Genomic DNA, 15033 nt, shown 5'->3' with positions numbered 1-15033 from the left:
GATTTCCTGTTCTTGATGATCGGTAGAGGGATGCGGTAAATCAGAACGAGACGGTGGCGCGGGCGTAGTAATAGCCGCCCAGCACACCCAGCGGTCCCGAGTTGTCATACGCGCCCGTGTACTGCGCCAGATTCGCGGCGCTGCGCGCCTCGCGTGGCACCTGGCTCGGTTTCTGGTCGAAGACATTGTTGGCGCCCACCGTCACGTTGATGCGCTTGCTGACGTCGTAGCCGACGCTGACATCCGTCACGAAGGTCGCCTTCAGCTGGTAATCGCCGCCCGTGATGGCGTTCAGACGCTTGAGCTTGCCGTAGCGCGTTTCGCGTACATTGAATGTCCAGCCGGCTTTTTCATACGCCAGCGTGAGGATTTCCTTGTCGCGCGGGGCCCGGTACAGCAAGTCGTACTCGGCCGACTTGCTCAGGGTGCCGATGTTCGGCAAGCCTTGCAGCACGGCGGGAAGTTCCGCCTTGCCCACCAGGCTCGTATGGTTGAGATTCGCGGCCGCCGTCCAGCGCAGCTTGCCATCGGCCACGCGCAAGACATCCTCGGCCGTCAAGTCGACGCCGCGCGTGCGCGTGTCGCCCACGTTGGCAAAATAATGCGCGACCAGGCCATTGCCCACCGTCAGTCCCGCCGAACGCAGCAGGTTTTCAATGACGGTCGCTTGCGCCGCGGTCAGCGGCCGGCCGCTGCCATCGAGCGCCACGCCCGAGCTGCGATCGATGCCGATGTTCGACGATACGCCCAGGCGGTCGCTGACCCTGATTTGATACGCGTCAACGGCCAGGCGCAGGGTCGGCGTGGGATTGAAGGTCAGCCCGGCCGACAGATTCGTCGATTTTTCCGGTTTTAATGCTTGCGCACCCAGGGCCCGCGCGGCAGCGGAATTGGGCTGCGCCAGGGTGTAGGGCACGCCAGCATGGTCGGACGTGTTCGAATACGATTGCGTCACCAGGCTAGGCGCATGGAAACCGTTGCTGACGGTGCCGCGCACGGCGGCCGTGGGCGTGAGGTCATAGCGGGCCGATAAACGACCCGTCGTCTTGCTGCCGAAATCGGAATACTTTTCGGCACGCAAGGCCGTGTCGAGCAGCCATTGCGGCGTCAGTTTGGCGCCCAGGCCGATATACGCCGCATAGCTGTGGCGCGCCGTGTCGGACGCATCGACGGGCAGGTAGCCGGCCAGCGCCGACGACCCGCTGCCCTGCCAGGAAGCGGGTTCACCCGGGCTGCGCTGCTGCGTTTCATGCGAGTACTCGAGACCGACGCTGAGGTCGGCCGGTTCGCTCAGGCCCAGCTGCACGGGGCGGCGCGCGTCCGCATTCGTCGTCGAGCGGCTGTAGCGCTGATTGCCGATGTCAAAATCCGTCTTGCCGCCCGGATAAGTCAGCGAGTAGTTGGCCGAGTGCTCCACGCCCACGTCGATATCGTCGCGTCCGTAGGTGCTGCTGATATCCCAGCTCCAGCCGGCCGTCTCGCCCTTGATCCCGCCCGTCAAGGAAAAGTCGTTTTCGCTCGTCGTTTCATATGGCGTGAAGCCGTCGGGATACACGGCCAGCAAGCCTTTGTTGTTATTGAAAATAGTATTGGGCAAGCGGAAATTCTGCGCCGAGCGGGCATTGCGGTGCGCGTAGGTGCCGAAACCGTACAGTTGCACCTCGTTCGACAGGTCATAGCCGAGATTGGCGCTGAGCGAGGCGGTCGTACTTTGCGGCACACCCGTATTGCGCCACGGATTGCTGTTGCGCGTCGCGTCGGCCGGGTTCGGCGACGCGCCGGCCGGCAAGCTGTTGTTCGGCCCCAGTTTGATCAGCTGGCCATCGCTGTTGCGCACGGCCGGATACGACAGATAGCCGGGATTCAAGCCGAAATTGCGCACGGCGATACCCTGGCGCTGGACTTCGGCGCCGAAGTGGGCAAAGCCGTGTTCGCCCAGGCGCGTGCCGCCATCGATGCGCGCGGAACCGTTCGTGCCGTCGCCCGCGTAGGTCGAGCCGAGTTGCGTGCTCAAGCTGCCCTTGTCATCCGCTTTCAGGATGATGTTGATGACGCCGGCGATGGCGTCGGAACCGTAGATGGCCGAGGCGCCGTCGCGCAGGATTTCCACGCGGGCGATGGCGCCTGTGGGGATCAGGGCCAGGTCGGTGGCGACGGAACCGGGAAAGCCATCTTCATTGACGATGGCCGTCGTATGCCGGCGCTTGCCGTTGACCAGCACCAAGGTATGCGACGGGTCGAGGTTGCGCAGCTGGCCGGCGCGCACGATGCTGCCCAGGTCGGGCTGCACGCGGGCAGGCAAGTTAAACGATGGCAAGGCCGTATCGAGCGCGTCGAGCAAGTTCAGTTTACCGGTCGCCTGCAATTGCTGCGCGCTGATCACGTCGATCGGCGCGGCACTGTTGGCTACCGTGCGGCCCGTGCCGCGCGCGCCCGTGACGATAACGGCGTCCAGCGGCCCGCCAGCCAGCGCGCCAGCGCCGTCCGGCGTGGCTTGCGCACGGGCCGCGCCAGGCGCAGCCAGCACGAGCACGGCCAGCGAGACGGCGTGCGCCAATTGCCGCACACGGGGAACGGGTTCTTGCTTGTGAATCAATTCCGGCATACGAAAACATCCTTTCAAAGTCGTCAACACAGTGGCTGCAGACTAAAGGATGGACAAACAAACAAGAACGAATGGTTTCGTATTTAGATATTTCGTTTTGGCAACTAACAACAGTGCCGCGGCGCGTCAGGGGGAGGATGGGGCCGTCGCCAGGCTCTGGTCGAGCCGCTTCCAGTAATCGCGTTCGAGGCGGGCCGTATCGATATCGCGCGCCGCCTCGTTGAAGCGCTTTTGCCGCGCCGCCCCCTCGGCATCACGCTGGAAGCACACGTGCACAGGGCGCTCCTTGAAGACGGTATCGATGACGGCGATGCGTTCCCGTTCGGCCTTGCTGAAATTGCGTCCCATCAGCAAGTGCTGCAGGACATGGCGTTCGATGACGATCACGCGGTAGCGCTTGATCAACAGTTTCTTCAGGTTCGTCGCGTCGTTCAAGCCCTCTTCCGTCTTCAGCTCGCCGCGCGCCACCATGCCATCGAATTGCTCCCCATTCGAATAGCCGGCCACGGTACCGATGCGCAGCCGGCCCAGATCGGCCAGAGTGGCACCGGGCACGCCATCTTCCTTCAGGTAGGCCAGCACACCTTGCGTGTTGCCAACCGGAACAGAAAAATGGCAGAGTTTTTCCCGTTCGGGCGTGCGCCAGACGGCCAGAAAACCGGCGTAGCGGGGACTGGCCAGGCCAAACTGCATGGCGCGCTTCCATGGAAAATACTCATATTTGACGACGTAGCCCATGCGTTCGAAGATGGCGCTGACCATGGCGCCCGACATGCCGTCGGCAGGCAGGCTACGGGAAATGAAGGGCGGCCAGTCTTCCGCCGCGAAACGGACGATGCGCGAGCCGGCAGAGCCCGGCGCCGCCATGGGGGAACCAGCCTGCCCGTGTGCAAGGGCAAGTGTAGAGGACATGAAGAAACAGAAGGGCAAACCAACTGTCCGGAGGAAACGCATGTTTTGCTCCTATGGCCTGGCGCGCATTGCAATGCAGGCGCGGCAACAGGACTGGCGGTCGGCTTTTTTTGATCACTACCTTGATAAAAATCATGCTCCCACAAAAAAAAGAAATTGCAAAGTTGTTTATTTGCACTTTGACATTCCCAGGGGAAATAAAATACGATTGCGGCGCGCCTGCAACAGCCGGCCCTGGCACCCGCTATCCCCTCCTACAAAACAGGTTTTTACTTGTGCGCGCGCCGGATGGCCGATAATGGCGTTTTACCGTGGAAGATGACCGTGCCGCACCCTGCCCCTCCCTCACTTGCCGACCAGATCGAAGACTTGCTGCCGCAAACGCAATGCACCAAATGCGGCTACAACGGCTGCCGCCCGTATGCGGAAGCGATTGCCGCAGGCAATGCCGACATCAACCAGTGCCCGCCGGGCGGCGCGCAGGGCATCGTGCGCCTGGCCGGCTTGCTGGGCAAAAAAGTCATTCCGCTCAATCCCGTCAACGGCCTCGAACGTCCGCGATCTGTCGCCTATATCGACGAATCGCTGTGTATCGGCTGTACCCTGTGCATCCAGGCCTGTCCCGTGGACGCCATCGTCGGCGCCGCCAAGCAGATGCATACGGTGGTCACCAGCCTGTGCACGGGCTGCGACCTGTGCGTGGCACCGTGCCCCGTCGACTGCATCGTCATGTACCCCGTCAGCGGCGACGCCACGGGCTGGGATGCCTGGAGCCAGATGGATGCCGACGACGCGCGCGCGCGCCACGATTTCCGCACGCAGCGGCTGCGCCGCGAAGCCGAGGCCAACGACGCGCGCCTGGCCGCCAAGGCCGTCGCCAAGATGCAGGAAGTGACGCAGGAAGTGCCCGTCACGCCAGATGAACTGGCGGAGAAGGAGCGCAAGCGCGCCATCATCGCCGCCGCCATGGAGCGCGCGCGCGCCAAGGCCGCCGCCAGCACGGACACCGCCCCGCCCGCCCCCACGACACCGAAAAAAGACGCATGAACGCCGCCAAACGCCTGGAAATCTTTACGCGCTTTCGCGCCGCCAACCCTTCCCCGAAAACGGAACTCGAATACACGACGCCGTTCGAGCTGCTGATCGCCGTGCTGCTGTCGGCGCAGGCAACCGACGTGTCCGTCAACAAGGCCACGCGCCTGCTGTATCCGGTCGCCAATACGCCGGCCAAGATACTGGCCTTGGGCGTCGACGAGCTGGCCAGCTACATCCGCACCATCGGCCTGTTCCGCACCAAGGCGAAGAACGTCATCGCCACCTGCCAGATCCTGCTGGAACAGCACGGCGGCGAAGTGCCGCGCGACCGCGCTTCGCTGGAAGCCTTGCCCGGCGTGGGCCGCAAGACGGCCAACGTGGTCATGAACACGGCGTTTGGCGAACCGACCATGGCCGTCGACACGCATATCTTCCGCGTCTCGAACCGCACGGGCATTGCACCGGGCAAGAATGTCGATATCGTCGAACAGAAACTGCTGAAATTCATACCCAAGGAATTCCTGCACGACGCCCACCACTGGCTCATCCTGCACGGCCGCTACACCTGCACGGCGCGCAAGCCGCAATGCTGGAACTGCATGATCGCCGACCTGTGCGATTACAAGGACAAGTCGCCGATGCCGGCCGTGGTGTAAAGCAACGGCCCGAATAGGGCCGATGGAGTGGTGGCGTCGGATTACGCGCGACGCGCTAATCCGACCTACAGCAAGACCATATTGTCGCGGTGGATCAGCTCATGGCCTTCCATGTAGCCGAGGATGGACTCGATCTCGGTGGACGGCTTGCGCATAATGCGGCGCGCTTCGCCGCTCGTGTAGTTCGACAGGCCGCGCGCCACGGGCACGCCATCCGCGTCGACGCAGGTGATGACGGCGCCGCGGCCAAATTCGCCGTTCACGCCCGTCACGCCGATCGGCAGCAAGGATTTGCCTTCCTGGCGCAGCTTTTGCACGGCGCCCGCGTCCAGCACGACGGCGCCGGCCGTATGCAGATGATCGGCCATCCACTGCTTACGCGCCGTCAATTGGCCCGTTTGTGCACGCAACTGCGTGCCGATCGCTTCACCCTGGGCGAGGCGGCTGAGCACGTCGCTGTCGCGGCCCCAGGCGATGATGGTGTGGGCGCCGGACTTGGCGGCGCGCTTGGCGGCGAGGATTTTCGTCAGCATGCCGCCGCGCCCCAGGCTGGAGCCCGCGCCGCCCGCCATCGCTTCCAGGGCCGGATCGCCGGCGATGCCTTGCGTGATCAGGTAGGCACTCGGGTCCTTGCGCGGGTCGGCCGAGAACAGGCCGTGCTGGTCCGTCAGGATGACAAGCGCATCGGCCTCGATCAGGTTGGCCACCAGGGCGCCCAGGGTATCGTTGTCGCCGAACTTGATTTCATCGGTGACGACCGTGTCGTTTTCATTGATGATGGGCACTACGCCCAGGCGCAGCAGGGTCGTCAGGGTGGAGCGGGCGTTCAGGTAGCGTTCGCGGTCGGCCAGGTCGGCATGCGTGAGCAGCACTTGCGCCGTGCCGAGGCTGTGGGCGCGGAAGCTGCTTTCATAGATTTGCGCCAGGCCCATCTGGCCCACGGCGGCGCAAGCCTGCAATTCGTGGATATCGGTGGGGCGCTGCTCGAAACCGAGGCGCAGCATGCCTTCGGCGATGGCGCCGGAACTCACCAGCACGACTTCCTTGCCGAGGGCGCGCAAGCCGGAAATCTGCGCGGCCCAGCGGGCGATGGCGGCATGGTCGAGTCCGCGGCCATCGTTGGTGACCAGCGAGGAGCCGACTTTGATGATGATGCGGGTAGCTTTTTGAATCACGGAATCCATGGGGCGGCGCTCTTCACTTAATAGACGTCAGCGCGCAGGACGCAGCAGCAGCAAGGCCAGCCCCGCCGTCAGCTCCATTGCGCACATGAACAACACAAAACCCTGGGGCAAGCCGAAGCTGATGGCCGCAAACAAACGGCCGGCGGGCTGCGCCAGGACCAACATTGCAGTGATATCGCCGAGGACAGGCGGTTCGCCCTGCCGTGCCGCGAACAGCGCCAGGAGCGCGGTAGCGCCCCAGACACCGACATGGGAAGCGTAGAACTGGCTGTAGCCATCGACGCCATTGAGGAAGATGCCCATGCCGGCCGCCATTTCATCGGCGAACAGCAGACAGGCGACCGCGCTCAGCCCGTAAGCATACGCGATCAGATGCAATACCCGGCGCTGCCACGCTTGCTTGCGTGCGGACGCGGCAGCGACCGTCTGTACCGACATCAGGGTAAGGCGCTTAGTCGAGGATCTTGAAACGCGGATCATCCGGGTCGATCGACGAGATACCGCGTGCTTCTTCGGTCATCTGCGTTTCTTCGGCACGGCTTTCGCTGTGTTTCTTCTCTTCCAGATGCTGGTAGATGGCATTGACCAGTTCCGGGCAACCCTGATGGTTCAGCGCGGAAATCTCGAAAACAGGACCTTTCCAGGCGAAACGCTTGAGGAAGTCCTTGACGATCTTCTTGCGCTCTTCTTCCGGCACCATGTCGAGCTTGTTCAACACCAGCCAGCGCGGCTTGTCGACCAGCGACTCGTCGTACTTTTTCAGCTCCTTGACCAGCGCCTTGGCTTCCTTGACAGGATCGACGTTGGTTTCGAACGGCGCCAGGTCGACGATGTGCAACAGCAGACCCGTGCGCTGCAAGTGGCGCAGGAATTGATGGCCCAGGCCCGCGCCTTCGGAAGCGCCTTCGATCAAGCCGGGAATATCGGCGATCACAAAGCTCTTCTCGTGCGACACGCGCACCACGCCCAGGTTCGGGTGCAGGGTGGTAAACGGATAATCGGCGATCTTCGGACGCGCGTTCGAGACGGCCGAAATGAAGGTCGACTTGCCGGCGTTCGGCATGCCCAGCAGGCCCACGTCGGCCAGCACCTTCAGTTCCAGGCGCAGTTCGCGGCGTTCGCCTTCCTTGCCCTCGCCTTTTTGGCGCGGTGCGCGGTTGGTCGAGGACTTGAAGTGGATATTGCCCCAGCCGCCTTCGCCGCCCTTGGCCAGCAGTTCGATCTGGCCGTGTTCGGTCAGATCGGCCAGGATTTCACCGCTCGCGTTGTCGATGATCAAGGTGCCGACCGGCATGCGCAGGTGGATGTCATCGGCGCCCTTGCCATAGCAATCTGCGCCACGGCCAGGCTCGCCATTGCGAGCCTTGTGCATTTTGGAGAAACGGAAATCGACGAGCGTGTTGATATTGCGGTCGGCGACTGCCCAGATGGACCCGCCCTTGCCGCCATCGCCGCCATCGGGACCGCCGAAAGGCCGGAATTTTTCACGGCAGAAAGATGCGCAGCCGTTGCCGCCATCGCCCGCGATGACTTCGATTTTTGCTTCGTCGATAAACTTCATAATTTTGCCGCCATAAAACTAAAAAGGCTCTACCTTGGGCAGAGCCTTTCGATTGAAGGCTTGCGCCTTACATCATGCGATCATTGCGGAGCGAACTGGCGCTCCGCGATGAATTACGCTGGTACTGCTTCGTTTGGTACAACGGTCACGAATTGCTTCGAGCCGGCACCTTTGACAACGAACTTCACTTTGCCCGCGATCAGCGCGAACAACGTGTGGTCCTTGCCCATGCCTACGCCTTCGCCGGCGCGCACTGGGGTGCCGCGTTGACGAATGATGATGCCGCCAGCATTGATAGCTTGGCCGCCGTAGACTTTAACGCCCAGACGTTTTGATTCTGAATCACGGCCGTTTCGCGTTGTGCCGCCGCCTTTTTTATGTGCCATTTAAGACTCCTTGATAGCTGATTATGTAGACAAACTGCGTCAAACAGCGGCGATTAGCCGTTGATCGAAACGATTTGGATTTCGGTAAAATTCTGGCGATGGCCTTGATGCTTTTGGTAGTGCTTACGACGACGCATCTTGAAAATTTTGACCTTATCATGGCGACCATGCGCCACAACCGTAACCAGTACCGTTGCACCTTCGACCAATGGAGCACCAAACTTGATGCTGTCGCCCGCGCCTACTGCGAGCACTTGATCGATGGTGATTTCGGAACCAATGTCTGCCGGTATCTGTTCTACTTTAAGTTTTTCGCCAGCGACAACTTTGTATTGTTTGCCACCGGTTTTTATGACCGCGTACATGATTTGAAACCTCATCAAATGTTGAAAGAATTTGTCCCACTGTCACGCAAAGCAAGCCGTACACAACAGGGGGAACCAGCGATTATACACGGACTGAGAAATTGCGTCAAAAACTATTCACAAAGCTTGACGATCGTGGTATGTCGACAACCTGACCATCATGTCAGGCTTGCGCCAGGCGGACAGGAAAACGCGCGCCAGTGCCAACAAGATCAATCAATTGCTCTACAGCCATAGGCAAACGTCACGCACGCGCAAGCCTTGTCGTATAATCGCGGCACCCACAATCTAATGCAGGTTCGCCTTGTCTGACGCTAACAAACACGTTAACCAAAACACCATCGTGCAAACGATTGCCGCCGATATGGACGCAGTCAATACGGTGATCCGCCAAAAGTTGCACTCCGATGTGATTCTGATCAACCAGATCGCGGAATACATCATCAGCGCAGGCGGCAAACGCATCCGTCCCGTGCTGATTTTGCTGGTGGCCAATGCCCATGCCTATCGCGGCACGGCGCACCATGAACTGGCCGCCGTGGTCGAATTCATCCATACCGCCACCCTGCTGCACGATGACGTCGTCGATGAATCGTCGATGCGCCGCGGACGCCAGACGGCCAACGCCCTGTTCGGCAATGCCGCTTCGGTGCTGGTGGGCGACTTCCTGCACTCGCGCTCGTTCCAGCTGATGGTGTCGCTGAATAATATGCGCGTCATGCAAATCCTCTCCGACGCCACCAACGTGATCGCCGAAGGCGAAGTGCTGCAGTTGTTGAACATGCACGATCCGGACGTGACGCAGGAAAGCTACCTGAACGTCATCCGCTCGAAGACGGCCAAGCTGTTCGAAGCGTCGGCGCAACTGGGCGCCCTGATCGCCGGCGCCAGCGAAGACGATATCGAAGCGGCTGCCGAATACGGCCGCTCGCTGGGCACGGCTTTCCAGCTGATCGACGACGTGCTCGACTATGCAGGCGACGCCGCCGAAATCGGCAAGAACGTGGGCGACGACTTGCGCGAAGGCAAACCAACCATGCCGCTGATCTGGCTGATGGAAAACGGCACCCCGGAGCAACGTGAACTGGTGCGCAGCTGCATCGAGCAAGGCGACGAACAGCATTTCGATGCCATCCTGGCCGCCATCACCAATAGTGGCGCCCTCGACTACACGCGCAAGCAGGCGGAAATCGCCGGCCAGCGCGCCGCCGATGCCATCGCCGGCTGGCCCGACAGCGTCTACAAGCAATCCATGCTGCAACTGTGCTCGTTTGCCGTGGACCGCAATCACTGATCGCGTTGTACTTATATGCAATACAAAACGGCGCTACTGGCGCCGTTTTTTTTATGTCCCGCTCATTTCACCGGCTTGCCGTCGGCGCCGACCACGGCCTGGCCGTCTTCCTTGGCAAATGCCCCTTGCTGCGGCAGCGGCAAAATCTCCAGCACCTTTTCCGACGGCCGGCACAGACGCACGCCCAGTTCCGTGACGACGATGGGGCGGTTGATCAGAATAGGATGGGCTTGCATGGCGTCCAGCAGGGCCGCGTCTGGCAAGTCAGGATTGGCCAGGCCCAGCTCGTCGTACAGGGCGCCCTTGTCGCGCATGACGGCGCGCACGGACAGGCCCGCGCGGGTGATCAGGTCGACCAGCTCCTCACGCGTCGGCGGATGCTTGACGTAATCGATGATGACGGGCTCCACGCCCGTGTTGCGGATCAGGGCCAGGGTATTGCGCGAGGTGCCGCACGCCGTGTTGTGATAGATCGTGATCGTCATGTCGTGATGTCCTTTACATTGGGTTCGCTGACGCAGCAAGGGGCGCCGGCGCAGCAGTTCTCGGTCAGGAAGGCCAGCAAGCCGTTCATGCCCGCATAATTGGCCGCGTAGATGATGGAACGGCCCGTCTTGCTCGCCGTCACCAGATTGGCGTGCGCCAGTTCTTTCAGGTGAAACGACAGGGACGAGGGCGCGATCGCCAGCGCGTCGGCGATTTTCGTCGCGGCCATGCCTTGCGGCCCCGCTTGCACCAGCAGGCGGAACACGGCCAGCCGCGATTCCTGCGCCAGCGCGGCCAGTGCCACGATGGCGGAGGCACTCGTCAGCGGTGTCGCCCCGTTCGCTATTGTCTTTTCATTTTCCATACTTCAATAATAGTCGAATTATTGAATAATCTCAAGCGCGATGTCTTACGTAACCCAGCGCACCGACCGTCGTGGCCTATCGGTCTACCTTAATGAAAAATCATTGCGATTGGCTTACCATGACACGCTCAACCCCGCTCAACATCCTCGGCTGGAGCCTGGCCGCCCTGCTCGCCTTGGTCGCCATCGTGGCCATCTTCGTGCTGACCTTCGACTGGAACCGCGCCCGTCCCTACATCAACGAGAAGGTATCGGAAAGCACGGGCCGCAGCTTCGTCATCGGCGGCGACCTGCAGGTGACATGGAAGCAGGGCCTCAAAACGGAACCGGGCTGGCGCCGCTACGTGCCGCGGCCTGTCATCAGCGCCCACGACGTGCGCATGAGCAACCCGGACTGGGCCACGGCCGGCCCGCAACTGGCCAGCGCCAGACGCATCGACGCGGCCATTCACCCGTTGCCCCTGCTGCAGCACCGCGTGGTGCTGACGGACCTGGCGCTCGACGCGCCCAATATCGCCCTGCAGCGGCGCGCCGACGGCAGCAACAGCTGGACTCTGAAAGACAATGGTCCCTCGGCATGGGACGTGGAAATCCAGCGCATGGCCTTCGCCGACGGCGCCATCCGCTACCTGGACGAAGGCATCGCCCTGGACGTGCACGCCAAGGTCAGCTCGACGGCACCGGACGCCACGCCGGGCGATGCGTCAGGCAACGCTCCCGTACAGAAATACGGCATCGAATTTACCCTCGGCGGCAGCTACCGCAATGCGCCCGTGACGGGCGGCGGCAAGGCGGGCGCCGTGCTGTCCCTGACCGACAACAACACGGTCTATCCCGTGCAGGCGCATGCCGTGCTGGGCAAGAACAAGGCCAGCATCGATGGCACCCTGACCGACCCGCGCTCGCTATCCGGCATCGATTTACAGCTGAGCCTGGCCGGCGCCAGCATGGCCGATCTGTACCCGCTGACGGGCCTGCTGCTGCCGGAAACGCCGGACTACGCGACCACGGGACGCCTGCTGGGCAAGAAAGACGGTGCCAGCTGGAACTGGACCTACCAGAACTTCAAGGGCACGGTGGGCCGGAGCGACCTGGCCGGCACCCTGCAATACCTGCCGCGCCAGCCCCGCCCCTTGCTGCGCGGCGAAGTGACGTCGCAGCAGCTGCGTCTGGAAGACCTGGGCCCCACCATCGGCGCCGACAGCAATGCGAAGAAACAGGCGCGCGGCAAGGCGCCCGTGCAACCCGATAATAAAGCCTTGCCTGTGGAACAGTTCAACACGGCGAAATGGGATGCGCTCGACGCCGACGTGAAATTTACGGGCAAGAAACTGGTGCGCACGCATGACATCCCGCTCAACGACATCGTCGCCAACATCCGCATGAAGGACAAGGTGCTGAGTCTGACGCCGCTCAACTTCGGCATGGCCGGCGGCGACATCACCTCGAACATCACGCTCGACGGCCGTCAAAAGACCATCGCGGCGCAAGCCAAGGTGGCGGCGCGCCACCTCAAGATACGCGAACTGTTTCCCAAGCTGCAATCGATGCAAGCGAGCTTCGGCGAAGTGTATGGCGATGCGGCGCTGACGGGCCACGGCAATTCCATTTCCGCCATGCTGGCCAGCGCGAATGGCGAACTGGCGGCCACCGTCAGCGAAGGCTCCGTCAGCCAGTTCATGCTGGAACTGGCGGGCCTGAACCTGGCCAACGCCGTCTTCGTGAAAATCTTTGGCGACAAGCAAGTCCACCTGAACTGCCTGGCCAGCGATTTCGCCGTCACGAATGGCCAGGCCGACGTGCGCCGCTTCGTGCTCGACACGGACACGGCCGTGGTGAACATCACGGGCAACGTCAACCTGGCAAACGAAACCCTGAACCTCGACGTGCGCCCCCGCACCAAGGGCGCCCGCATCATCACCCTGCGCACGCCGCTGTATGCGAAAGGCACGTTCAAGAACCCGGATGTGGGCCCGCAAAAAGGCCCGCTGGCATTAAAGGCCGGCGCCGCCGTGGCCCTGGCCACCGTCGTCACGCCGCTGGCCGCCCTGCTGCCGCTGGTCAACGTCGACAAGGCCCCCGACACGGATTGCGCCGCCGTCATGGCGCAAGCGAACGCCACGCGCAAGGCCCCCACTTCGCCGGCCACAAATGCACCGGCGAAAAAGGTCAGCGAAGCGGACATCAACAAGGCGCAACAGGAAAAGAAATAGACCTTGATGCAGCCGCTTGAAACCCGTTCCGCCATCTGCTGTAATGAAGGAAAGCGGGGTGTGGCTCAGCCTGGTAGAGCGCTGCGTTCGGGACGCAGAGGCCGGAGGTTCGAATCCTCTCACCCCGACAAAAAAATACCATATTAAACAATGGCTTATATTTAAACCATTGTTTCAGTTATGCGGCAGATGGTGGCAGAATGGTGGCAATTTATTTTTGACGCGACCCCAAAAAAAATATATGGCGGCGTCTCTAGCAGTATTTGCCACCAACGGTCATCCAGGCGAAAACATGCTCGCTCAGCCGACGTATACCGTACTCCTCAACTTTGGAGTACATCAGGTGGCATCCATCGAAAACAAGTCCAACTATGAAGTTACGGTCAAGAATCGGGCGGACTTAACGAAAGCCTTTTCACACACAGCGAAACTAGCTGCGGAAGAATACTGTCGGAGTCTTGAATCTCAAAAATTTAAGCCGCGACTATCACGGCTCGACAATTCATTCATTGTTCGAGACCGTAGCGTTTCACGCAAGACACAGACACTGAACGCATCGTCTATCGCCGAGGCACAAGATATCAAGAGTCGGTTAGAAAGCGAACATCGCCGTAGCATTTTTACCAACTATGCGATAGGCTACCAGACTACTTTTGCAGACCTTCTGATTCGCTACCTCCGAGAGACTGCACCCCGACATAAAGGTTTCGAAGTAATTGCATACAAAATCAATGCAATGCTCGAAGATGCCGGACTCGAACGCCAAGACCTTGCCGCCGTCGTCGCAGCACATCCGGCCCCACATAAAACAGTGGCTGAGATGAAGTTACGTAAGCCGCTCGGAAAACGCATGAGTCAGTCATGTGAGGCGACCAAGTTCCTACGCAAGCCATTTGCTCAAGTGTTGCCCTGCGATTTCGAAGAGTACTCCGACGAACGCTGCGAAGTCGTTTCACCCGCGACGGTGGACCGTGAGTTCGATATTTTCTCTGCTGTGTGTACCACCGCAATCGATAAATGGCGCATCCATATCGAGAAAAATCCCATGGATGGAGTGGAGCGGCCGAAGTATTACAACGAAAGAGACCGGCGACTAACGCTTGCCGAGGAGACAAAGCTGCTCGAAGCCGCACGGAACGAAGACCGTAAAACATCAATATCAAAAAGGCTCGAGGAACTGATGTCTATAGAGCGGACAGAAGCAAATGAGACGAAAACCTTGTATCGACACAAAAAAATTATTAAGCGAGCAAGAAAAAACTACATCAAGGAAGCCGAAGCGAGCTATCAGCACATTGCATATATTGAAACTTTCGTTCAGTTCCAGCTGATGACGGGTGCTAGGCGCACAGAAACCTTGACCCTAACGTGGAAGAATCTTGACCTCATTGAGCAAACCGCCTACCTCCCGGAGACGAAAAATGGACGCCCTCGAAAACTGGCCATTCGCAAAGACCTCGTGGACATGTTAAAAGACTTACCCCAAGATAGCGAACTGGTCTTTCCATTCGGCGCCATCCGATTAAGAAAGGCTTGGGAGCGAATTTGCGACGTGACGGGCCTTACAGGAGAAAATGATTTGCGCGTGCACGACTTACGACATGAGGCAATCTCGCGCGTTGCCGAAGTGGGAAGCAATACACTCGGAGGTTTTAGCCTGGTTGACCTACAACATTTTTCAGGACATAGGGACGTGCGCATGTTGCTGCGATATGCACATCTTTGTACTAAAAGTCTGGCGCAGCGCTTGGACGCAGCATTTTCCTCTCCGGATGAGTCTGACACGCATCGGGGACGTCGCCGCCTTAAGGGCGGTGCTTCTATCACGATGGCGGATATTATCCATCTACAATACGAGCCCCCCGCGAACAATGTCATCCATGTGAACTTCGGTTCTAAGGTCGCATGAGGAAGCGAGAACAAAGTACTAAGGGTGCGACCAGCGGTGAAAGAAATGAAACAAACCATCTGG

General features: G+C 60.4%; 14 protein-coding genes and 1 tRNA gene. 6 read left to right on the top strand and 9 right to left on the bottom strand.

What is annotated here, in order from left to right; all coding sequences use genetic code 11:
* Window positions 1–40: 40 nt before the first annotated feature.
* Both AC07VH_RS14820 and AC07VH_RS14815 read right to left on the bottom strand, forming a co-directional pair.
* The gene (locus AC07VH_RS14820; protein ID WP_494788426.1) at window positions 41–2605 is read right to left on the bottom strand and encodes a TonB-dependent receptor plug domain-containing protein; all 2565 of its coding nucleotides are present in this window, start codon (window positions 2603–2605) and stop codon (window positions 41–43) included.
* A 126-nt stretch (window positions 2606–2731) separates the two neighbouring features.
* Window positions 2732–3472: a substrate-binding periplasmic protein gene (locus tag AC07VH_RS14815; protein WP_494788427.1), complete on the bottom strand. Its 741-nt coding sequence runs from the start codon at window positions 3470–3472 to the stop codon at window positions 2732–2734.
* 363 nt (window positions 3473–3835) lie between these two features.
* On the opposite strand from AC07VH_RS14815, the gene rsxB reads away from it, so the two are divergent.
* A complete protein-coding gene (rsxB, locus tag AC07VH_RS14810; RefSeq protein ID WP_475414403.1) occupies window positions 3836–4564 on the top strand; it encodes an electron transport complex subunit RsxB in 729 nt (242 codons plus the stop codon).
* Window positions 4561–5208 carry an endonuclease III gene (nth, locus tag AC07VH_RS14805; protein ID WP_219133028.1) on the top strand — a complete coding sequence of 216 codons (648 nt, stop codon included), beginning with the start codon at window positions 4561–4563 and terminating at the stop codon, window positions 5206–5208. The genes rsxB and nth overlap by 4 nt, the downstream gene beginning before the upstream one ends.
* 65 nt (window positions 5209–5273) lie before the next feature.
* On the opposite strand, the gene proB is transcribed toward nth, so the two are convergent.
* From proB to rplU, 5 genes are all read right to left on the bottom strand, one after another.
* A complete protein-coding gene (gene proB / locus AC07VH_RS14800) occupies window positions 5274–6392 on the bottom strand; it encodes a glutamate 5-kinase (protein ID WP_494788428.1) in 1119 nt (372 codons plus the stop codon).
* A 27-nt stretch (window positions 6393–6419) separates the two neighbouring features.
* The gene (locus tag AC07VH_RS14795) at window positions 6420–6830 is read right to left on the bottom strand and encodes a hypothetical protein (RefSeq protein ID WP_475414405.1); all 411 of its coding nucleotides are present in this window, start codon (window positions 6828–6830) and stop codon (window positions 6420–6422) included.
* A gap of 13 nt (window positions 6831–6843) precedes the next feature.
* Window positions 6844–7953, bottom strand: a complete 1110-nt coding sequence (obgE, locus tag AC07VH_RS14790; RefSeq protein ID WP_071325171.1) for a GTPase ObgE — start codon at window positions 7951–7953, stop codon at window positions 6844–6846.
* Between the two features lie 113 nt (window positions 7954–8066).
* On the bottom strand, window positions 8067–8339 hold the full coding sequence (gene rpmA / locus AC07VH_RS14785; RefSeq protein ID WP_070219281.1) for a 50S ribosomal protein L27: 273 nt from the start codon (window positions 8337–8339) through the stop codon (window positions 8067–8069).
* Between the two features lie 53 nt (window positions 8340–8392).
* Window positions 8393–8704, bottom strand: a complete 312-nt coding sequence (rplU, locus tag AC07VH_RS14780) for a 50S ribosomal protein L21 (protein ID WP_034754730.1) — start codon at window positions 8702–8704, stop codon at window positions 8393–8395.
* Between the two features lie 304 nt (window positions 8705–9008).
* Here rplU and ispB point away from each other — a divergent pair, with 304 nt between their 5' ends.
* A complete protein-coding gene (ispB, locus tag AC07VH_RS14775) occupies window positions 9009–9998 on the top strand; it encodes an octaprenyl diphosphate synthase (protein ID WP_322427377.1) in 990 nt (329 codons plus the stop codon).
* 62 nt (window positions 9999–10060) lie between these two features.
* Here the strand turns inward: ispB and arsC are convergent, their stop codons facing one another.
* Together arsC and AC07VH_RS14765 are read right to left on the bottom strand one after the other, a co-directional pair.
* Window positions 10061–10483, bottom strand: a complete 423-nt coding sequence (arsC, locus tag AC07VH_RS14770; protein ID WP_475414407.1) for an arsenate reductase (glutaredoxin) — start codon at window positions 10481–10483, stop codon at window positions 10061–10063.
* Window positions 10480–10848, bottom strand: coding sequence for an ArsR/SmtB family transcription factor (locus AC07VH_RS14765; RefSeq protein WP_475414408.1), 369 nt, complete (start codon window positions 10846–10848; stop codon window positions 10480–10482). The genes arsC and AC07VH_RS14765 overlap by 4 nt, the downstream gene beginning before the upstream one ends.
* A 119-nt stretch (window positions 10849–10967) precedes the next feature.
* Between AC07VH_RS14765 and AC07VH_RS14760 the strand changes: the two genes are divergently transcribed.
* From AC07VH_RS14760 to AC07VH_RS14750, 3 genes are all read left to right on the top strand, one after another.
* A complete protein-coding gene (locus AC07VH_RS14760) occupies window positions 10968–13061 on the top strand; it encodes an AsmA family protein (protein ID WP_489628749.1) in 2094 nt (697 codons plus the stop codon).
* Window positions 13062–13115: 54 nt separating this feature from the next.
* Window positions 13116–13189 (top strand) — tRNA-Pro (locus tag AC07VH_RS14755).
* 89 nt (window positions 13190–13278) lie between these two features.
* Window positions 13279–14970: a site-specific integrase gene (locus tag AC07VH_RS14750; protein WP_494788429.1), complete on the top strand. Its 1692-nt coding sequence runs from the start codon at window positions 13279–13281 to the stop codon at window positions 14968–14970.
* The last annotated feature ends 63 nt before the right edge of the window (window positions 14971–15033 follow it).

This window comes from Janthinobacterium sp. GW821-FHT03C10 (assembly GCF_059420865.1).
Note: the sequence above shows the minus strand (reverse complement) of the source record. Positions and strands in the feature narration are given on the sequence as shown.

Coding starts and splice junctions, on each gene's coding strand:
- AC07VH_RS14820 (WP_494788426.1), bottom strand. CDS start 2,605: ATGCCGGAATTGATTCACAAGCAAGAACCCGTTCCCCGTGTGCGGCAA.
- AC07VH_RS14815 (WP_494788427.1), bottom strand. CDS start 3,472: ATGGCGGCGCCGGGCTCTGCCGGCTCGCGCATCGTCCGTTTCGCGGCG.
- rsxB (WP_475414403.1), top strand. CDS start 3,836: ATGACCGTGCCGCACCCTGCCCCTCCCTCACTTGCCGACCAGATCGAA.
- nth (WP_219133028.1), top strand. CDS start 4,561: ATGAACGCCGCCAAACGCCTGGAAATCTTTACGCGCTTTCGCGCCGCC.
- proB (WP_494788428.1), bottom strand. CDS start 6,392: ATGGATTCCGTGATTCAAAAAGCTACCCGCATCATCATCAAAGTCGGC.
- AC07VH_RS14795 (WP_475414405.1), bottom strand. CDS start 6,830: ATGTCGGTACAGACGGTCGCTGCCGCGTCCGCACGCAAGCAAGCGTGG.
- obgE (WP_071325171.1), bottom strand. CDS start 7,953: ATGAAGTTTATCGACGAAGCAAAAATCGAAGTCATCGCGGGCGATGGC.
- rpmA (WP_070219281.1), bottom strand. CDS start 8,339: ATGGCACATAAAAAAGGCGGCGGCACAACGCGAAACGGCCGTGATTCA.
- rplU (WP_034754730.1), bottom strand. CDS start 8,704: ATGTACGCGGTCATAAAAACCGGTGGCAAACAATACAAAGTTGTCGCT.
- arsC (WP_475414407.1), bottom strand. CDS start 10,483: ATGACGATCACGATCTATCACAACACGGCGTGCGGCACCTCGCGCAAT.
- AC07VH_RS14765 (WP_475414408.1), bottom strand. CDS start 10,848: ATGGAAAATGAAAAGACAATAGCGAACGGGGCGACACCGCTGACGAGT.
- AC07VH_RS14760 (WP_489628749.1), top strand. CDS start 10,968: ATGACACGCTCAACCCCGCTCAACATCCTCGGCTGGAGCCTGGCCGCC.